18 protein-coding genes are annotated in these 20,008 nt (G+C 61.8%); 5 read left to right on the forward strand and 13 right to left on the reverse strand.

Going from position 1 to position 20,008, the window contains the following annotated elements; translation table 11 throughout:
* Window positions 1-56 precede the first annotated feature (56 nt).
* From ACW9JE_RS18755 to ACW9JE_RS18765, 3 genes are all read right to left on the reverse strand, one after another.
* Complete coding sequence (locus ACW9JE_RS18755; RefSeq protein WP_457433566.1) at window positions 57-1,931, reverse strand: MFS transporter; 1,875 nt, start codon at window positions 1,929-1,931, stop codon at window positions 57-59.
* 117 nt (window positions 1,932-2,048) lie between these two features.
* Entirely contained in the window at window positions 2,049-3,200 is a 1,152-nt protein-coding gene (locus ACW9JE_RS18760) for a TDT family transporter (protein ID WP_457433567.1), read from the reverse strand.
* 133 nt (window positions 3,201-3,333) lie between these two features.
* The gene (locus ACW9JE_RS18765; protein WP_457433568.1) at window positions 3,334-4,524 is read right to left on the reverse strand and encodes an MFS transporter; all 1,191 of its coding nucleotides are present in this window, start codon (window positions 4,522-4,524) and stop codon (window positions 3,334-3,336) included.
* 140 nt (window positions 4,525-4,664) lie between these two features.
* On the opposite strand from ACW9JE_RS18765, the gene ACW9JE_RS18770 reads away from it, so the two are divergent.
* Entirely contained in the window at window positions 4,665-5,201 is a 537-nt protein-coding gene (locus ACW9JE_RS18770) for a TetR/AcrR family transcriptional regulator (protein WP_457433569.1), read from the forward strand.
* Window positions 5,202-5,455: 254 nt separating this feature from the next.
* A complete protein-coding gene (locus ACW9JE_RS18775; RefSeq protein ID WP_457433570.1) occupies window positions 5,456-8,926 on the forward strand; it encodes a hybrid sensor histidine kinase/response regulator in 3,471 nt (1,156 codons plus the stop codon).
* A gap of 126 nt (window positions 8,927-9,052) precedes the next feature.
* Here the strand turns inward: ACW9JE_RS18775 and rmuC are convergent, their stop codons facing one another.
* Together rmuC and ACW9JE_RS18785 are read right to left on the reverse strand one after the other, a co-directional pair.
* Window positions 9,053-10,417, reverse strand: coding sequence for a DNA recombination protein RmuC (gene rmuC / locus ACW9JE_RS18780; RefSeq protein ID WP_457433579.1), 1,365 nt, complete (start codon window positions 10,415-10,417; stop codon window positions 9,053-9,055).
* A gap of 175 nt (window positions 10,418-10,592) precedes the next feature.
* Window positions 10,593-10,916 carry a sel1 repeat family protein gene (locus ACW9JE_RS18785; RefSeq protein ID WP_457433571.1) on the reverse strand — a complete coding sequence of 108 codons (324 nt, stop codon included), beginning with the start codon at window positions 10,914-10,916 and terminating at the stop codon, window positions 10,593-10,595.
* 986 nt (window positions 10,917-11,902) lie between these two features.
* Here ACW9JE_RS18785 and ACW9JE_RS18790 point away from each other — a divergent pair.
* The 3 genes from ACW9JE_RS18790 to ACW9JE_RS18800 all read left to right on the forward strand — a co-directional run bounded on the left by ACW9JE_RS18790 (window position 11,903) and on the right by ACW9JE_RS18800 (window position 14,306).
* A complete protein-coding gene (locus ACW9JE_RS18790; RefSeq protein ID WP_003204606.1) occupies window positions 11,903-12,127 on the forward strand; it encodes a hypothetical protein in 225 nt (74 codons plus the stop codon).
* A gap of 277 nt (window positions 12,128-12,404) precedes the next feature.
* The gene (locus tag ACW9JE_RS18795; protein WP_457433572.1) at window positions 12,405-12,887 is read left to right on the forward strand and encodes a hypothetical protein; all 483 of its coding nucleotides are present in this window, start codon (window positions 12,405-12,407) and stop codon (window positions 12,885-12,887) included.
* A 147-nt stretch (window positions 12,888-13,034) separates the two neighbouring features.
* Entirely contained in the window at window positions 13,035-14,306 is a 1,272-nt protein-coding gene (locus ACW9JE_RS18800) for an OmpP1/FadL family transporter (protein ID WP_457433573.1), read from the forward strand.
* 207 nt (window positions 14,307-14,513) lie between these two features.
* Here ACW9JE_RS18800 and ACW9JE_RS18805 read toward each other — a convergent pair whose 3' ends face one another.
* The 8 genes from ACW9JE_RS18805 to cobU all read right to left on the reverse strand — a co-directional run bounded on the left by ACW9JE_RS18805 (window position 14,514) and on the right by cobU (window position 19,925).
* On the reverse strand, window positions 14,514-15,065 hold the full coding sequence (locus ACW9JE_RS18805; RefSeq protein WP_457433575.1) for a glutathione peroxidase: 552 nt from the start codon (window positions 15,063-15,065) through the stop codon (window positions 14,514-14,516).
* 57 nt (window positions 15,066-15,122) lie between these two features.
* Window positions 15,123-15,245 (reverse strand): hypothetical protein, encoded by a 123-nt coding sequence (locus tag ACW9JE_RS18810; protein ID WP_263487927.1) that lies wholly within the window; start codon window positions 15,243-15,245, stop codon window positions 15,123-15,125.
* Window positions 15,242-16,450, reverse strand: coding sequence for an MFS transporter (locus ACW9JE_RS18815; RefSeq protein WP_224538208.1), 1,209 nt, complete (start codon window positions 16,448-16,450; stop codon window positions 15,242-15,244). The genes ACW9JE_RS18810 and ACW9JE_RS18815 overlap by 4 nt, the downstream gene beginning before the upstream one ends.
* A 52-nt stretch (window positions 16,451-16,502) precedes the next feature.
* Complete coding sequence (locus ACW9JE_RS18820) at window positions 16,503-16,907, reverse strand: MarR family winged helix-turn-helix transcriptional regulator (protein WP_224538207.1); 405 nt, start codon at window positions 16,905-16,907, stop codon at window positions 16,503-16,505.
* A gap of 135 nt (window positions 16,908-17,042) precedes the next feature.
* Complete coding sequence (locus ACW9JE_RS18825; protein WP_457433576.1) at window positions 17,043-17,777, reverse strand: adenosylcobinamide-GDP ribazoletransferase; 735 nt, start codon at window positions 17,775-17,777, stop codon at window positions 17,043-17,045.
* A gap of 2 nt (window positions 17,778-17,779) precedes the next feature.
* Window positions 17,780-18,355, reverse strand: a complete 576-nt coding sequence (cobC, locus tag ACW9JE_RS18830) for an alpha-ribazole phosphatase family protein (protein ID WP_224538204.1) — start codon at window positions 18,353-18,355, stop codon at window positions 17,780-17,782.
* On the reverse strand, window positions 18,352-19,407 hold the full coding sequence (gene cobT, locus ACW9JE_RS18835) for a nicotinate-nucleotide--dimethylbenzimidazole phosphoribosyltransferase (RefSeq protein WP_457433577.1): 1,056 nt from the start codon (window positions 19,405-19,407) through the stop codon (window positions 18,352-18,354). Before cobT ends, cobC begins: the two co-directional genes overlap by 4 nt.
* On the reverse strand, window positions 19,404-19,925 hold the full coding sequence (cobU, locus tag ACW9JE_RS18840; protein WP_457433578.1) for a bifunctional adenosylcobinamide kinase/adenosylcobinamide-phosphate guanylyltransferase: 522 nt from the start codon (window positions 19,923-19,925) through the stop codon (window positions 19,404-19,406). Before cobU ends, cobT begins: the two co-directional genes overlap by 4 nt.
* Window positions 19,926-20,008 lie beyond the last annotated feature (83 nt).

Here is a 20,008-nt window from a genome sequence, read left to right on the forward strand (position 1 = left end):
ACCTCAAACCCTGTAGGAGCGAGGCTTGCCCGCGAAGAAGCCGACACAATCACCAATTATCTGACGGTACCGCGCAACTCCCCCACCAACACCTGCAACCTGGCAGGCTGCGCCGCTTCCACAGCCACCGCCTCCCCCGCCACCACCGTCACCCGCGACCACAACCGGCGAAACAGCCCCTTGGCCGGATCGCGGCTGAAGAAACTCCCCCACAATCCCTGCAATGCCAACGGAATCACCGGCACCGGCGTCTCCTCGAGAATCCGCGTCAGTCCGCCCTTGAACTCGTTGATCTCACCATCGGCAGTCAATTTCCCTTCCGGGAAAATGCACACCAGCTCGCCTTCCTTCAGATATCGGGCAATGCGGGTGAAGGCCTGTTCGTAGATCTGGATATCTTCCTGGCGCCCGGCAATCGGAATCGCCCCCGCCGTACGGAAAACGAAGTTCAGCACCGGCAGGTTGTAGATCTTGTAGTACATGACAAAGCGAATCGGCCTGCGCACCGCGCCGCTGATCAGCAGAGCATCGACGAATGACACGTGGTTGCACACCAGCAATGCCGCGCCGTCATCCGGGATCAGCTGCAGGTTGCGATGCTCCACGCGGTACATGGAATGGCTGAGCAGCCAGATCATGAAACGCATGGTGAACTCGGGGACGATCTTGAAGATGTAGGCGTTGACGCCGATGTTCAGCAACGACACCACCAGGAACAGCTGGGGAATCGACAGCTTGGCCATGCTCAACAGGATGATCGAGACAATCGCCGAGACCACCATGAACAGCGCGTTGAGAATGTTGTTGGCGGCAATCACCCGCGCCCGCTCGTTTTCGGCGGTGCGCGACTGAATCAGCGCGTACAGCGGCACGATGTAGAAACCGCCGAACACGCCCAGGCCGAGGATGTCGATCAGCACCAGCCAGGTGTGGCCGAAGCCGAGAATCTCGATCCAGCCATGCCCCGCCGCACTCACTGGGATTCCGCCGGAATGCCACCACAACAGCAGGCCGAACACCGTCAGGCCAAACGAACCGAACGGCACCAGGCCGATTTCGACTTTGCGCCCGGACAGCCTTTCGCAGAGCATCGAACCGACGGCGATGCCCACCGAGAACACGGTGAGAATAAGGGTCACCACGGTTTCGTCGCCGTGCATCCACTCCTTGGCGTAGGCCGGGATCTGCGTCAGGTAAATCGCCCCGACAAACCAGAACCAGGAGTTGCCGACGATCGAACGCGACACCGCCGGCGTCTGCCCGAGGCCCAGCTTCAGCGTCGCCCAGGACTCGCTGAAAATGTTCCAGTTCAGGCGCAGTTGCGGTGTCGCGGCCGCCGCCCGTGGAATGCCGCGGCTGGCCAGGTAGCCGAGAACGGCGATGCCGATGATCGCAGTGGAAACCACCGGCGCGTAATGCGCGGAGGACATCATGATCCCGGCGCCGATGGTCCCCGCGAGGATGGCCAGGAAGGTGCCCATTTCCACCAGGCCGTTGCCGCCGACCAACTCGTCTTCATGCAGGGCCTGGGGCAGGATCGAATATTTCACCGGGCCGAACAGCGCCGAGTGGGTGCCCATGGCAAACAGCGCCAGCAGCATCAGCGACAGGTGATCGAACATGAAACCCACAGCACCGACCGCCATGATGGCGATTTCGCCGAGCTTGATCAGACGGATCAGCGCGTCCTTGGCGAACTTTTCCCCGAACTGCCCGGCCAACGCCGAAAACAGAAAGAACGGCAGGATGAACAGCAGCGCGCACAGGTTGACCCAGATCGAGCGGTCACCCTCGATCGCAAGCTTGTAGAGAATGGCGAGGATCAACGACTGCTTGAAAACGTTGTCGTTGAAGGCACCCAGTGACTGGGTCACGAAGAACGGCAGAAAGCGCCGTGTGCGCAGCAGGTTGAATTGCGAGGGGTGACTCATCGTCCATGTGTCCCTGATTGAGGTAGCAGGTGGCGAAGTATAGAGAGCGGCGTGGATACATTAATTGGAACGCTCCACGCCGATCCAGGGCCACACATTACCCAATCTTCGACGATTTTATTTCTTCAATCCTGCAATGCACGGCGAAACGAACAGCTCGCCGCGCCATGCGCCTTGCAACGTGCGCTTGCCGACGATCAGCCACATCACCGCCAGCAGCGCCACTAGCACAAATCCGAAGACATTAAAGAACGTCAGGTGCAGGGTGCTGGCCAGTTTCAGCGTGGTCAGAGAATAGACGCCCAAGGGGAAGGTGAAACCCCACCAGCCGAGGTTGAACGGGATGCCGCCGCGCAGATACTTCAGCGTGATCAGCACGGCCATCAGCATCCACCACAGACCGAAGCCCCACAGCGTGATGCCGGCGACCAGACCCGTTCCGGCGGCGATTTCACCAACGCCCGGCAAGCCATTGGCGGCAAAGATCGCCGGCGCATCGGCGCCCAGCAGCAACATGCCCAGTGCACCGGTGCCGATCGGCCCCAGCGCCAGCCAGCTCGAAGTGGCCATGTTTTCGTGAGGCAGTTTATGCAACGCCATGCGCAGCAGCAGAATCGTCAGGATGCTGAACGCCACCGGCAGAGAGAATGCCCAGAGCACGTAGCTGGTCACCAGCATCACCAGTTGCCCGTGGGCATCGACCAGGTGCGGCGCCAGCAGGCCACCGCTGGCAGCCGCCACTTCCGCGGCCACCACCGGCAGCAACCACACGGCGGTCATCTGATCGATGCTGTGTTCCTGACGGGTGAACATCATGTAGGGAATCAGCACGCCGCAGGCCAGGGACAACGCCACGTCCAGCCACCACAAGGCTTCGGCCAGGGGAATCACGCCCTCGCCCCAGCGCGGCAGGCCGAACACCAGAAAGCCGTTGATGATGGTCGCCAGGCCCATGGGAATGGTGCCGAAGAACATCGAAACCGTGGAATGCCCGAAAATCCGCCGCGCTTCATCGAAAAACATCACCCAGCGCGCCGTGTACAGCGCGGTGAACAACAGGAACAGGCCGATGTTGAACTGCCAGAGGCCTTCGGCAATGGCGTGTAGAACCGGATTGGCCACCGGCAATTGGGCCAGTGCCAGGGCCAGCACCCCGGTGCCCATGGTGGCGGCGAACCAGTTGGGCGTGAACTGGCGAATCACTTCCCGCGGGTGTTGCAGGTGGCTGAGAGGCTTGATGCCGGATTTGGCGGTGTTGGTGCATGTCATGGGGGGCTCCTGTCCTCTGGTGAGGTGGAGCCCATCATAGATCCGAATCGAATATCGATATAACGTGTAATATCTCTATAAGTTATCGGTTTTACAGATAAACGATCAACCTTGGTTCTGCGCGCTTATCGGGTCAACCCGCGCTACTGCAAACCTTCGCGGTACGTTGACGCATCATCGCCAGCAATGCCCCCAGGGAAAGCACGATCAACACCCCGGCATACCCGTCGGTGGTCGCCACCAGGCCCAAGGTGCGCGCCAAGTTGCCGGCGAGCAATGAAGGCAGGCAGAACGCCAGATAGCTGAGGACGTAATAGGCCGACATTAATCCCGCCCGCTCATGTGGCAGCGCCAGCGGAACCAGCGTGCGCACCGTGCCGAGGAAACCGGCGCCGAAGCCGCAGCCAGCGATGAGGGTGCCGATGAAAAACAGTGCAAGGCTGGCGCTGTGGACGCCAATCAGGATCAGGGAGATACCCACCGGCAACGAACTCGCGCCTATGCGCAGCCCAAGGCTGGCTGGGCGATTGCGCAGAGCGAAGATCATCAGAGCGCCTGTCATGGTCAAGGTCGCCACGGTCGCGCCGCCGATCAGGTTCGACGTCGATCCGGTGGCCGCGCGCACCAGCGATGGTGCCAGGGAAGCGAAGAAGCCGCCCAGCGCCCAGGTCGCGGTATTGAGCGCGAGCAAGCGCCACAAGGTGGCTCGCGCCTGCACCGGCACATGCAGGGTCGGCCGAAGCGACGCCCACGCCCCGGGCTGTGGCGAGACGCTTTCCGGCAGGCGCCAGACGTAAACCGCCTGCAGCCCGAAGAGCGCCAGCAGCAGCCAATAGGTCAAATGCAAGGGCGCCGGTGCGAATTCGGCCAGCAATCCGCAACCCAAGCCGCCGATAGCCATGCCCATCAAAGGCGCCACGCTATTGATCAGCGGCCCCTGTTGGCGATCGGTATCGAGCAGCGTCGCACTCAATACCGCGGTGGCCATGCCGGTGGCGAAACCCTGCAGCACCCGGGCGCTGATCAGCCAGGCGACGCTGTCGGCATAGATGAACAGCAGCATGGCCACGATGTTGAGCAGCACGGCGGTGAAGATCACCGGCTTGCGTCCCAGGTGATCGGACAGCGAACCGACCGTCAGCAGCGCCAGCAACAGGCTGATGGCGTAGACACCGAAAATCAGCGTCAGGATGGCCGCCGAGAATTGCAGCTGCTCCTGATACAGGTGATACAAGGGCGTCGGCGCCGTGGAGGCCGCCAGAAAACTGAGTAGTGTGATTGCCAGAAACCACAGGCTGGCACGATTTGAAGGGGTACTGGACATGGCACACTCCGCAAAAGCTAAATTTTTGCTTTTGCGGAGTGTGCTACCGATTTGCGCTTAAAGCAAATTCTTTGTGTTAAGGTCCGATCCATGGCTTTTCAGGACCGCAGTCGTCTGCGGCGCCACACAGGAAACATGCAATGACCGCTCCCACATTACGCCCCGGCGGGCGCAGCGCCCGGGTACAGGAATCGATTCATACCGCCGTGCGCGAACTCCTCGAAGAACAGGATCGCGCCAGCGTGACCGTGCCGCAGATCGCCGCGCGCGCGGGGGTCACCCCTTCGACCATCTACCGTCGCTGGGGCGATCTGGCGGCGCTGCTGGCGGATGTCGCCATGGCGCGTCTGCAACCGGAAACCGAATCGACCAACACCGGCAGCCTGCCGGGAGACCTGCGAGCCTGGGCCGAACAGTACCTGGACGAGATGAACTCCGAACCCGGCCGCGGCATGCTGCGCGACGTGCAGGCGAGCCTGAAGCCGGCCTATTGCGCGACGATCATCGGCGGGCAGTTGCAGACCATCCTCAATCGCTATCCGGATCAACCCAACCCGGGCGTGGACCGGTTGATCAACCTGATCGCTGCGCCGATCGTGTTTCGCATTCTGTTTGCCGAGGCGCCGCTGGAGGTGGAGGAGCTGCATCGGTTGATCGATATTGCGTTGAATCAGTGAGGCCGCCATTCGCGAGCAAGCCCGCTCCCACACTGGACCGGTTTTTTCTGACACAACTCGGTCAACTGTGGGAGCGGGCTTGCTCGCGAAGAGGCCGGCCCAGCCACCACAAATCCCCCTGACCTCCCCCTGACCTCCCCTGCGACACCCCACCACGCCACGACCATGGTCGACACTGACTAACCCCAGCCATCGTGCGAGACTGTGCTTGTCCGGGCGGGAGGCCCGGGTGCCTTTGGTTATCCGGAGTTCCCATGTCGCTGTCCAGCGGGTTGATTGCCGCCGTCGCCCTGGCCTATATGGCCATCATGTTCGCCATCGCCTTTTACGGCGACCGTCGCAGCGCGCCGTTGCCACCACGGGTGCGCGCCTGGGTGTACAGCCTGTCGCTGGCGGTGTACTGCACCAGCTGGACATTCTTCGGCGCGGTGGGCCAGGCGGCCGAACAGCTATGGTCGTTCCTGCCGATCTACCTGGGGCCGATCCTGCTGCTGATAGGTGCGCCCTGGGTCCTGCAAAAAATGGTGATGATCAGCAAGCAGGAGAACATCACCTCCATCGCCGACTTCATCGCCGCGCGCTACGGCAAATCGCAGTCGCTGGCGGTGGTGGTGGCGCTGATCTGCCTGGTGGGCGTGCTGCCCTACATCGCCCTGCAGCTAAAAGGCATTGTGCTGGGGGTGAACCTGCTGATCGGTGCCGGTGCCGACGCCATGGGGGTTCGCGCCCAGGACACCGCCCTGATCGTGTCACTTGTGCTTGCTCTTTTCACCATCGTCTTCGGTACCCGCAACCTCGACGCCACCGAACACCACCGCGGCATGGTGCTGGCGATTGCCTTCGAATCCCTGGTGAAGCTGTTCGCGTTTCTGGCTGTCGGCGCCTACGTGACCTATGGCCTGTATGACGGTTTCGACGACCTGTTCGACCAGGCCATGCTCGCCCCGCGCCTTGAGGAATACTGGAAGGAAACCATCAACTGGCCGTCCATGGTGGTGCAGACCGGGGTGGCGATGATGGCGATCATCTGCCTGCCACGACAGTTCCACGTAACGGTGGTGGAAAACATCGAGCCGCAGGATCTGCGCCTGGCCAAATGGGTGTTCCCGGCCTATCTCGCCCTCGCCGCCCTGTTCGTCGTACCGATTGCTTTAGCCGGGCAGATGCTGCTGCCCAGTTCGGTGTTGCCGGACTCTTTCGTGATCAGTCTGCCACTGGCCCAGGCCCACCCTGCCTTGGCGTTGCTGGCCTTTATCGGTGGTGCGTCGGCGGCCACCGGCATGGTGATCGTGGCCAGCGTCGCGCTGTCGACCATGGTTTCCAACGACATGCTGTTGCCCTGGCTGCTGCGCCGCAACAACGCCGAGCGTCCGTTCGAAGTGTTCCGCCAGTGGATGCTGTCGGTGCGCCGCGTGACCATCGTGGTGATTCTGCTGCTGGCCTACGTCAGCTACCGCCTGCTGGGCTCGACCGCGAGCCTGGCGACCATCGGCCAGATCGCCTTCGCCGCCGTGACCCAACTGGCGCCGGCCATGCTCGGCGCGTTGTACTGGAAACAGGCCAACCGTCGCGGTGTGTTCGCCGGCCTCGCCGCCGGGACCTTCCTCTGGTTCTACACCCTGATCCTGCCGATTGCCGCCCACAGCCTCGGTTTGCCCCTGAGCAACTTCCCGGGCCTGGCCTGGCTGCACAGCAACCCGCTGAACCTGCCGATCACCCCGCTGACCCAGGGCGTGGTGCTGTCCCTGGCCGGCAACTTCACGCTGTTCGCCTGGGTCTCGGTACTGTCGCGGACAAGGGTTTCGGAACACTGGCAGGCCGGGCGTTTCATCGGTCAGGAAATCAGCGCTCGGCCCAGCGCCCGCTCGATGCTGGCGGTGCAGATCGATGACTTGCTGCAACTGGCGGCACGCTTCGTGGGTGAAGAACGTGCGCGTCAAAGCTTCATCCGCTTTGCCTACCGCCAGGGCAAAGGCTTCAACCCGAACCAGAACGCCGACAGCGAATGGATCGCCCACACCGAACGCTTGCTGGCCGGTGTACTCGGCGCCTCGTCGACCCGCGCGGTGGTAAAAGCCGCCATCGAAGGCCGGGAGATGCAGCTGGAGGACGTGGTGCGCATCGCCGACGAAGCCTCGGAAGTCCTGCAATTCAACCGAGCGCTGCTGCAAGGGGCGATCGAGAACATCAGCCAGGGCATCAGCGTGGTCGACCAGTCGCTGAAACTGGTGGCCTGGAACCGCCGATATCTTGAGCTGTTCAACTACCCGGACGGCTTGATCAGCGTCGGCCGGCCGATTGCCGACATCATTCGCCACAACGCCGAGCGCGGTCTGTGCGGCCCAGGCGAAGCCGAAGTGCACGTCGCCCGTCGCCTGCACTGGATGCGTCAGGGGCGCGCGCATACCTCCGAGCGCCTGTTCCCCAATGGCCGGGTGATCGAGCTGATCGGCAACCCGATGCCCGGCGGCGGTTTCGTCATGAGTTTCACCGACATCACCCCGTTCCGCGAAGCCGAACAGGCGCTGACCGAGGCCAATGAAAGCCTCGAACAGCGCGTGGCCGAACGAACCCGTGAACTGTCGCAGCTCAACGTTGCGCTGACCGAAGCCAAGGGCACCGCCGAGGCGGCCAACCAGTCGAAAACCCGCTTCCTGGCGGCGGTCAGCCATGACCTGATGCAGCCGTTGAACGCCGCGCGACTGTTCTCTGCGGCACTCAATCATCAGGAAGACGGCCTGTCCGGCGAGGCGCAAAAACTGGTGCAGCACCTGGACAGTTCGCTGCGCTCGGCCGAAGACCTGATCAGCGACCTGCTGGATATTTCCCGCCTGGAAAACGGCAAGATCAATCCCGACATCAAGCCCTTCGCTCTCAATGAGTTGTTCGACACCCTCGGAGCCGAGTTCAAGGCGCTGGCGGCGGATCAGGGCCTGGAATTCCGCGTCCGGGGCAGTGCGCTACGCATCGAAAGCGATATCAAACTGTTGCGGCGGATCCTGCAGAACTTCCTGACCAACGCTTTTCGCTACGCCAAAGGTCCGGTGTTGCTGGGCGTTCGCCGTCATCAGGGCGAGCTTTCACTGGAAGTTTGGGACCGTGGGCCGGGGATTCCGGAAGACAAGCAACAGGTGATTTTCGAAGAGTTCAAACGCCTGGACAGTCATCAGACCCGCGCCGAAAAAGGCCTGGGGCTGGGTCTGGCGATTGCCGATGGCCTGTGCCGCGTATTGGGACATACCTTGCGTGTGCGTTCGTGGCCGGGGCGTGGCAGCGTGTTCAGTATTCGTGTGCCGTTGGCCAAGGCAGCCGCGGCGTCACCGGTCAAGGTGACCGAACTCAATGGCAAATTGCTCGGCGGTGCGCAGGTGCTGTGCATCGATAACGAAGACAGCATTCTGATCGGGATGAACAGCTTGCTGACGCGCTGGGGCTGTCAGGTCTGGACCGCGCGCAACCGCGAGGAGTGTGCAGCGCTGCTGGGCGATGGACTGCGGCCGCAGTTGGCGCTGGTGGACTACCACCTGGACGATGGCGAGACGGGCACGGATTTGATGGCGTGGTTACGTACCCGATTGGGCGAGCCGGTGCCGGGGGTGGTGATCAGCGCCGACGGCAGGCCGGAGACGATGGCCCAGGTGCATGCGGCGGGGCTGGATTATCTGGCCAAGCCGGTGCGGCCGGCGGCGTTGCGGGCCCTTTTGAGTAGACATCTACCCCTGTAACCGACGCCCCACCTCCTGTAGGAGCGAGCACGCTCGCGATGGAGGCACAGGCACCGTGGGGCGCCAGGCAGCCAACGTTATCGTTGACCACCATCGCGAGCATGCTCGCTCCTACAGGTACGGGGGTTATTCGGGTAACTCGACCAACCCGTCGACATCGGTCATCGCCCGCTCCAGCAAATCCGCCGGCAAACTCTTGCTCGCTCGCGCCCCCAGCAACTTGAGCTGCTCACTGCGACTGACCAGATTGCCCCGCCCTTCTGTCAGCTTGTTGCGCGCCGCACTGTAGGCTTTATCCAGCTGCTGCAGGCGATTGCCGACTTCGTCCAGATCCTGAATGAACAACACGAACTTGTCGTACAGCCACCCGGCGCGTTCGGCTATTTCACGGGCGTTCTGGCTTTGCCGTTCCTGCTTCCACAGGCTGTCGATCACACGCAGTGTGGCAAGCAAGGTGGTCGGGCTGACGATCACGATATTGCGGTCGAAGGCTTCCTGGAACAGCGTCGGCTCAGCCTGCAGCGCCGCAGAAAATGCCGCCTCGATCGGTACGAACAGCAGGACGAAATCCAGGCTGTGCAGGCCGTCGAGCCGTTTGTAATCCTTGCCGGCCAAGCCTTTGACGTGGCTGCGTAGCGACAGCACGTGCTGCTTGATTGCGATCTGGCGGATGCCTTCATCGTCGGCCGCCACGTACTGTTGATAGGCGGTGAGACTGACCTTGGAGTCGACCACCACCTGCTTGTCGCCGGGCAGGTAAATGATCACGTCCGGCTGGAAGCGCTCGCCGTCCGGCCCCTTGAGATTGACCTGGGTCTGATACTCGCGGCCCTTTTCCAGGCCGGCATGCTCGAGCACCCGCTCCAGAATCAATTCGCCCCAGTTGCCCTGGGTTTTCTGGCCCTTGAGCGCACGGGTCAGGTTGGTGGCTTCATCACTCAGGCGCAAGTTGAGCTGCTGCAGGCGCTCCAGCTCCTTGGCCAGCGAGAAACGCTCCCGGGCTTCGGCCTGATAGCTTTCCTCCACGCGTTTTTCGAATGACTGGATGCGTTCCTTCAGTGGATCGAGCAACTGCCCCAGGCGCTGCTGGCTGGTTTCGGCAAAACGCTGCTCGCGCTCATCGAAGATTTTCCCCGCAAGCTCGGCGAACTGCGCACGCAACTCGTCGCGCGAGCCCTGCAGGTCGTTGAGGCGTTGCTGATGGCTTTCCTGCTGCTCACGCAACTCCGCCTGGAGCGAGGCGGCCTGGGCGTCAAGACGGCGCAATTCGGTGTCTTTGCCGGCCCGTTCGATGTTCCAGGCGTGGGAGGCGTCGCGAGCGTCGTCGCGCTCGATCTGCAGCAACTCGACTTCGCGGCGCATGGCGGCAAGATCCGCCTGCTTGGCGGCGTTGGCCTGGCCAAGATCGGCGATTTCATCGCGGCCGGCTTCGAGCTGTGCGTTCAGGCCATCCTGCGCCATTTGCGCCATGGCCAGCCGCTCCTCCAGCAACGCCACCTCGGCCTGCGCCGTACTGGTCTTGCGCTGAAGTTGCCAGGCCAGCATCAGTAACGGCAGCGCCGCGCCTGCCAGACCGAACAATGCGCTGGTCAAGTCCATAGCCATAGCCATTCCTGCAATTGAAATAAAGGCTGAAGGTTAACCAAGGCGCTGGTTCTTTGACAGCTCAGTCTTCGATCCGGCCCAGTTCCTGTTGGGCGCGCTGATCGCCTGCCCGCGCGGCCTGGCGCAGCAGGTCCTGGCCGATTCGGCGGTCCCGGGCGTTGCCGCACTCGCGGCACATCAACTGGCCGAGGCGGCTTTGTGCCGCCACCACGCCCTCACGGGCCGGTTGCTTGAGCAATCGACCGGCGATGTGTTTGACACTGGTGTTTTCGCCCAGGCGCGGGCTGTCCAACAGCCACTCCGCGACGCGCATCGAAAAGCGTTTGGTGGAAGCGACAGGGGAACTTTTTGCGGGGGAAGAAGTGGAAGATGTACGAAACTTCATAAAGCACTGTGGGCAGATCGCAGGGCGCGCCACTCTACTCTTTTTTTCTTACAGGTAAAGGTGAAAAATTCCCGGCACGCCCGTGCTAGAGCAAGCGCTCGGGACAATCCACAGAAGCTGTGGATAACTCAGTGGACAACCGCCCCTGAAGTCCCGCAAAGCCCTGTGGAATGGGGCCTGCGCTCAAACTGACGATTTTTTCACCAGTTAAAAAAAGCGCTATTTTTCATTGACTTAAATTTTGGTTACAGGCAACCACCGTGCTTGAAGGCTGGATGACAGTGGTGTGACAGACCGCGCAAATAATGTGCACAAGTACCTTCGCAGCGGTTATATCGCCGCACTTTTTTGACGCATTTTCGGATTTTTCCTGGGGATAAGCACGGGCGAACCCGCGATCCAGGCCACTCCTCAGGCTTGAATCAGCCATACCGCCGGTCGGATAGTGAGCCAATTGAGGGCGTGCAGGCTGTGTCCCTCGCTTTTGGCTCACGGTGTAAAACAAAACCGAAGGCAGGCTTTTTTGGCTAGCACACTTCCCTTCCCCAATACAAACCGGTACTATGCGCGCCGTTAGTACCAAGCTGAAAATCAATTCCAGTCGAAAAAATCCCCCCGTTGAGACTTCCCACACGAAGCCTTGCATCGAAAAAGCGGGATCGACCACCTCGATGGTTTCCAGGTAAATCCTCGCAAGCACTGCCTTTGAATCGAATGCAAAGGGTGTTGCCAGGGCCGCTTACTCTGACCGAACCAACCTGCAAATTGATCAGGATCTTCACCCCGGGCCCAGAACCTTTGCCCTCGATGTGTTGCCTGCCCTCCTAAGTACCTACCTGCCAGCCCAAGCGCGCCAATTTAAAGCGCTTCAAACTGGCTGCTTTGTTCCAGTCGGGTTCTTCGTTCGACCAATGGTGGTCGACGTTACTGGAACGTTTTTATTTTGCACGGCTCTTATCCGTGTCGCTTGTAGGAACACCATGACTATGTCTACTCAAATCCATGCACAGGATGCAATCCGCACCCTCACCAACGCTTTTGCACCAATGAACTGCCTGATCATGGCCGCTCGCAAAGGCTGTTTCAGCTTCACGCTGGTCAACGAACACGGCATCGCCCGTCACAGCGAACGCCTGTACCCCGATCAATACTCCAGCGCCGAACCGCTGCAGGCCGTGATCGAGCGTACCCGTCAGGCCCTGGTCGCCTGATTCGCCAGCAACGCTGAAACATCAAGGCCCCGCCCTCAAAAGCGGGGCTTTTTGTTGCCTGAGATTTCCCATTTCGCCGTCCAGGGTTAAGCACCAAGGGATATAAGGGTTATAACTGGAAGCTGGAAATATTTTAAAAACAGGCCTTTACGCACTGAATATGACACTACACTTCAACTCAAGCGGCCTGAGCCGCTTGCGGCGAGCCTGAGTCGATCCACTGCTGCCAAGCTCCCCCGTTCAGGTCTCGCCGACCAATTCCTGATTCGAGGGTTTTATGGGTATCGCTGCCAGCGAACTGTGCCGCTATGTGATCCGTCCGACCTTGATCTACCTCGGACGTCATAGCGCAACCGCCGAATCCCTTTTGTTGGGGATCGCCGCCAGCCAGTCGGCCCTGGGTTCAGCACTGCATGACCGCCGTGGACACGGCCTGTACCGCATCGCCGAACTGCGCCATCAAGCACTCTGGGACCATTACCTGGCGCTCGATCCCGAGCGCGCCAGCCTCGTCCGTGGTCTGGCCAGCCAACACGCCTTCCTCAGTGGCCCGCACCTGGAATTGACCGTCAACCTGCGTTACGCCACAGCCATTGCCTGGCTGCTGATCGAAGAACAGAAAACTCCTCTCCCCGAAGCCGATGATCTGTTGGGAATGGCTCGCATCTGGCGCCAGACCTTCCAGCCCCAAGGACGCCTCAAGGACTTTACCGACGCATGGCAGGCCTGTGTTTCACCGCTGAATCAGGTAGCCTGCTGAACGGATCTGGATCCAAAGTTCGCATATCGGGCGTCGAATCTGGTCGGATTGTCCTACAAAACCGCTCTAAATCAAGCGATTCGGCCTATAGCGCCGGGACGAAAATGTTGGTAGTTTTCGCCCCGGTGATCACCAGGAGTTCTAATAATGAAAAAAGTAATGCTCAAAACTACCATTAGCCTGGCCGTCGCCATGGCCTCTGCTCAGATTTTCGCAAGCGGCTTCGCCCTCAACGAACAAAGCATCAGCGGTATGGGGACCGGCTTTGCGGGGCGCTCCTCTTCGGCCGACGATGCATCCACCGTATTTGGCAACCCTGCCGGCATGGCTCGCCTGAAACGCGAACAAGTGACTGGCGGTGCTGCATTCATCGACGCACACACTGACATCAGCGATGTCAGCTCCAGCCCGAACGGCGGCACCAACAAAGGTGACATGGTTCCGTTCATGGGCGTGCCGATGGGCTACTACGTCAAGCCAATCGATGACCAGTGGGCGTTCGGTTTCGGTGTGTACGCACCGTTCGGCCTGGTAACCGACTACGAGAACGGCTTTGCCGGCCGTTACTTCGGCAGCAAGAGCGAAGTTCAGGTCGTAACCCTGCAGCCTACCGTCAGCTACGCGTTCAACGACAAGGTGTCGATCGGCTTCGGTCCGACCATCAACCGTATCGACGGTAAACTGGAATCGAACCTGTCGCTGAACCCAGCGGCGCCGGACGGCAACGTCAAGATCAAGGGTGACGATACCGCTCTGGGTTACAACATCGGCATCATGATTCAGGCTCTGGACAGTACTCGCGTCGGCCTGACCTATCACTCGAAAGTGAAGTACAAGCTCGATGGCGACACCAAGGTCAACTACGGCCTGCTCGCTGCACTGGGTCAGAACCCGAACCAGAAGTTCGACGCTTCCCTGGACATCACCACGCCTGAGTCGGTCGACTTCTCCGTGACTCACCAGCTGAACGACCAGTGGACCCTGTACGCAGGCAGCACCTGGACTCGCTGGAGCCGCCTGAAAGAGATTTCCGTCGAGAACGAAGGTGTACCGGCAGCCCTGGCCGCCCGCGGCTTCGGCACCATCACCGAAGAGCAGAACTGGCACGACACCTGGGCGCACGCCATCGGTGCTTCCTACCAGCTGAACAAGCAGTGGGTACTGCGAACCGGTCTGTCCGTCGACCAGTCGCCGACCAACAACGAAAACCGCTCCCCACGCATCCCGACTGGCGACCGTACCGTGTTCAGCCTGGGTGCCGGCTGGAGCCCGACCGACGACCTGACCATCGACGTGGCGTACTCCTACCTGAAGGAAGAGGACGTTCACGTGAACAACAACAATGGCCGCCAGGCCTACAGCGCCAAGTATGAAAACTGGGCGAACGGTTTCGGTGTCGGTGCTACTTACCGCTTCTGATGAAACCGGGCGAGCGTGAAGCGCTCGCCAGCTGAATCAAAAAAGCCCCGGCTCTGCCTCAGAGCCGGGGCTTTTTGCTTCCCGCTTTCCCGCTTTACTGTAGGAGCGAGCATGCTCGCGATGGTGGTCAACGATAACGCGGGCTGCCTGACACCCAGCGGCGTCCTGTAGTCCATCGCGAGCGTGCTCGCTCCTACAGGGTCCGGGTTATGGTTTGGAGGCCAAGGCCTTCTCCACAGCCGCAATGAACTCCGGATCATCCGGCTTGGTCAGGCTGGAGAAATTGGCGATCACCTTGCCCTGCCGATCCACCACGTACTTGTAGAAATTCCACTTCGGCGCACTGCTCTGCTCGGCCAGCACCTTGAACAGATGTGTAGCGTCATCGCCGCGGACTTTCTGCGGATCGGTCATGGTGAAGGTCACGCCGTAATTCACGTAGCAAACCTTGGCCGTCTCGGCACCATCCTTGGACTCCTGCTTGAAGTCGTTGGACGGCACACCGATCACTTCCAGCCCTTCACCTTTGAAACGTTGATTCAACGCCTCGAGGCTTTTGAACTGCGGCGCAAAACCACAGAAGCTGGCGGTGTTGACCACCACCAGCGGCTTGCCGGCGAAATTCTGGCACAAGTCGATGGATTCATTGGCGCGCAGTTTGGGCAACGAGCCCTGCAACAACGCCGGACACTCTGCCGCCTGAGCCAATCCGGTAAACGCCACCAGTAACGCGGGAACAATCAACCAGCGCATCTGCATATCAGTGCTTCCTTGTAAGGAATCGTCAGGGACGACGTTACTCGCCCTCACGCTTCACTAGCAAATACTCATGCCCAACTGCATCAGCGCCAGCCCACCCTGATGCCAGCCCCACCACGCCAGGGCCAACAGCAAAGCGCAGATCGCCAGGACGGTGATGCGTGGCCAGAGTCGGTTCATGTCGCGCTCATCTGCGATTGCAGGCGCGCCACCGGACGCTCGCGCACCGGCCAGTTCAGGGCGGCGGCCATCAGGCTCAAGAGAATCGCTACCTGCCAGATCAAGTCATAACTCCCGGTGCGGTCGTACACCACCCCGCCCAGCCAGCCGCCGAGGAACGAGCCGAGCTGATGGAACAGGAACACGATGCCTCCGAGCATGGACAGATTTCGTACACCGAACAAGGTCGCGACGGTGCCATTGGTCAGGGGCACCGTCGACAGCCACAGGAAGCCCATGGCCATGCCGAACAGATAAGCACTGGTCGTCGTCACCGGCGCCCATAGGAAGAGGGCGATCACCACTGCCCGCAGCAGATACAGGCCGGTGAGCAATTTGGGCTTGGACATGCGCCCGCCCAGCCAGCCGGCGGTGTAGGTGCCGAAAATGTTGAACAGGCCAATCAGGGCCAGCACCGTGGTGCCGACGCTGGCCGGCAGGTGCTGATCCACCAGGTACGACGGCAGGTGCACGCCGATGAACACCACCTGGAAACCACAGACGAAAAAGCCGAACGCCAGTAGCCAGAACCCCGAGTGGGAGCAGGCCTCGCGCAGAGCTTCGGACAAGGTTTGCTCATGCCCCATCGCCGGCAGCGGCTTGTCCTTGAGCATGCTCACCAGTGGCACGATCAGCGCCACCAGCAGCCCCAGCGCCAGCAGCGCGGCGGACCAGCCGAGCCAACCGATCAAGCCCAGCGTGCCCGGTAACATGGCGAACTGGCCGAAGGAACCTGCGGCACTGGCGATGCCCATGCCCATGCTGCGTTTCTCCGGTGGCACGGCGCGCCCCACTACGCCGAGGATCACCGAGAACGAGGTACCCGACAGACCGATACCGATCAGCAGGCCGGCACTCAGGGACAGGGTCACCGCCGAATCGGACATGCCCATGAAAATCAGGCCCAGGGCGTACAGCACGCCACCGATGAGCACCACTTTCGCTGCACCGAAGCGGTCGGCCAGCGCGCCCGTGAAGGGCTGCGCCAAGCCCCAGATCAGGTTCTGCAGGGCGATGGCAAAGGCAAAGACCTCACGGCCCCAGCCGAACTCGGCGCTCATCGGCGCCAGGAACAGGCCGAAACCATGTCTTACCCCCAAGGACAGCGCCAGGATCAGCGCACTCCCCAGCAGGACCCAACCACATGTACGCCACATCGATGTCATTATTGTTCTCCGGTCACGGGTATATACCCGCTTGATATCGAACGAACCGGCGTCATGCCAGTTCGTCCAGCAACTTCAGTAACAGCTCGCGTTTTTCCGCGCCAAGGCGCTCCGCAAGTCGCTGTTGTGCCGCTTCCCAGGCTGGCAGAGCGGCCTTTAGGCGCTCGGCCCCGGCGTCGGTCAGCTGGACGATGCGGTTGCGCATGTCCTCGCCTTCCACCATTTGCACCAGCCCCTCGCCCTCCAGCACCCGCAGATTGCGCCCCAGCGTGCTGCGATCCAGGCCCATGGCCTCGGCCAGGGTGGAAATGCTCGGCTGATCCAGGCGCTGCAGATTGCACAGCAAAGAATACTGCGCGACGTTGATCCCGAAGCCATCGAGAGCGCCGTCGTAGTGCCTGCTGACGCCACGGGCGGCGCGACGCAGGTTGATGCATAAACATTGGGATTCGAGCATGGTGCGTGTATATACCCGTGATTGGAGGATTGCAAATTTATGTTACACGCAAACCCTGTAATCGGACGATTCGAAACGTGCGGAGTGTCAGGGGCCCAGCGTTATCGTTGACCACCATCGCGAGCGTGCTCGCTCCTACAGGGTCAGGGCAATGCCCAGAAGGACTGCGACTTCGAGCAACTCCAGAAGCGCGCCCGCCGTGTCGCCGGTGGTGCCGCCCAATCGCCGAAGCATCAGATGCCTGAGCCAGACAAACACCAGAACCGCCAACACCACTGCCACCACTCCACCAAGCCCCGCAATCAGCACACAGGCCAGCGCACTCACCGCCAGCACCTGCTTGCCCGCCAGACGCGGCAGATGGTCGGCCAGCGCCTGCCCCAATCCACCGGGACGCACATAGGGCGTCGTCAGAAACAACCCCAGCAACGCACTGCGCCCCAACAGCGGAACGATGATCAGGGCCACGGCGTTGTGCTGCTCGATCAACGCCAGCAATGCGCAGAACTTCAGCAACAGCACCAACACCAGCGTGATCACCGCGATCGGCCCGCTGCGCGGGTCTTTCATGATGGTGAGCGTGCGTTCGCGGTCACCGAAGCCGCCGAGCCAGGCGTCGGCGCTGTCGGCCAGGCCATCCAGGTGCAGCGCGCCGCTGAGCAGTACCCAAACCGTCAGCAATAACGCGGCATGCAAGAACAGTGGCGCTCCCAGCAACAGCCAGTTGAGCGCCCAGAGAATCACGCCGAACAGCAGCCCAACCAGCGGATAGAACAGCAACGAACGCCCCAGCTCCTGCGGCGCCGGCATGCCCGGCAGACGAATCGGCAGGCTGCTGAGAAACTGCAAGGCGATCCAGAACGGCAACATGGTCAGAGCACTTCCCTGAGCGAGCCATCGGCCTCGACCGCCAGCGAAACCAGCGCGCCGTGTCCCACTTCGACATTGAGCAACTGTTCACGGGGCAGTCCCCGCGCCTGCGCCAGCAACAAGCGCATGACGCCGCCATGGCTGATCAGCAGCACGCGCTGACCGACATACGCCGCCTGAACCCGCGACACGGCGGCCAGCACTCGCGCGGCAAAATCAGCCACCGGCTCGCCCTCGGGCGGGGTAAACGAATAGGGATCGGCCCAGAACAGGCCCAGGGCCTCGGCATCGGTCTCCATCAGTGCCGCGGCGCTCTGCCCTTCCCACGCGCCGAAGTGCAGCTCTTGCAGGTTCCGGTCGAACTCCAGCGGCAAATCCAGTTGCCCGGCGAGTTCTTCAGCGAACCGCGCACAACGCTGCAACGGCGAGCTGACCAGGCGATCCCACGGACCGCGCTCCGTCACCGCCGCGCGCATCTGCTGCCAACCCTTTTCGGTCAAGGCATCATCGAGGCTGCCGCGCAGGCCGCCGCCGAGTTCGGTCTCACCGTGACGCAGCAGATCCAGGCGCAAGGTCATGCCGGACGGTCCGCGACCGCAGCTTCGGCGAACGTCGCCATCTGCCCGTGCAGGTCGCACGCCAGACGCAGCAACGGCACCGCCAGCGCTGCTCCGCTACCTTCGCCCAGGCGCAGGCCGAGATCCAGCAGCGGCTCGGCGTTCAGGGTTTCCAGAACATGTTGATGCCCCGGCTCGGCGCCACGGTGACCGAACAACAGCCACGGGCGGCACTGCGGATTCAGGCGCACCGCAACCAATGCCGCGACGCTGCAGATGAAACCGTCCACCAGCACGGCGATGCCTTCCTGGGCACAGGCCAGATAGGCGCCCACCAAGGCCGCGATCTCGAAACCGCCCAGGTTGAACAGGGTTAGCAGGGCATCGCCACGCTGAGCACCATGCAAGGCCAGCGCACGCTCGATCACCTGCGCCTTGTGGCTCACGCCCGCCGCATTCAAGCCGGTGCCCGGCCCGGTCAGGTGCACCACCGGGCACTCCAGCAAGGCACAGGCCAGGGCGCTGGCGGCGGTGGTGTTGCCGATGCCCATCTCGCCACCAATGAACAATTGCGCGCCCGCGGCTTTCGCCCGCAGCACGCTGTCACGTCCACCGCCCAGCGCCAACTCGCCCTGGGTGGCGGTCATTGCCGGGCCCTGGACAAAATTCGCCGTGCCCGGCCCGACGTTCAAATGAAGCACGCCCGGCAGGTTGAGTGAAGGCGTGACGGTGCCCAAGTCGACCACTTCCAGAGAGGCATTCAACTGCCGCGCCAGCACGCTGATCGCCGCACCGCCGTTGACGAAGTTATGTAGCATCTGCCCCGTGACTTCCTGGGGAAACGCCGACACGCCCTCGGCCACCACGCCGTGGTCGCCGGCAAAAATCGCGATCCACACCTGCGCAAGCGTTGGCTTGATCTGTCCCTGCAATCCCGCCAACTGCACCGCCACCGACTCCAGCTGACCGAGGGAGCCGGCCGGTTTGGTCAGTTGCTGTTGCCGGGCCTGCGCCTGTTCCAACGCCTGGGCGTCGATCGGTTGGCACGGGTTCAGCCACCAGGATTGAGTCATAACGCAGTTCCTTTCAGAGTCAGGGGCAGGCCGGCAACGGTCAGGACGACTCGCTGACAGCGCTCGGCGAGGGCTTGATGCAGCCAACCGGCTTCATCGACATAGCGGCGAGTCAGATCGCCCAGCGGCACGACACCCATTCCGGTCTCGTTGCTGACAAAAATGATTTCGCCCGGCAGCGAAGCCAGGCATTCGAGCAGCGCGTCGCGCTCGGCGCTGAGGCGCTCGTTGTCTTCGAGCATCAGCAGGTTGGTCATCCACAGGGTCAGGCAATCGACCAGCAGGCAGTGATCGGCGCGGGCGTTTTCCCGCAGGATGCGGGCCAGTTGCACCGGCTCTTCGATCAAGCCCCACTCGGCCGGACGCCGGGCGCGGTGATGGGCGACCCGTTCGTTCATCTCGCCGTCCAGGGGTTGGCTGGTGGCGATGTAGGTCACGGCCAGGCCGCTTTCACTCGCGAGCTTTTCGGCCAGGCGACTCTTGCCGGAGCGGGCGCCGCCGAGGATCAGTTGGAGCATGGTTTATTCCTTCAGCTTTGCGGTGAGGCCACTGCCGTCTTCGCGAGCAAGCCCGCTCCCACAGTTGATCGCGTTCCCATGTG

Source organism: Pseudomonas sp. SDO55104_S430 (assembly GCF_054070595.1).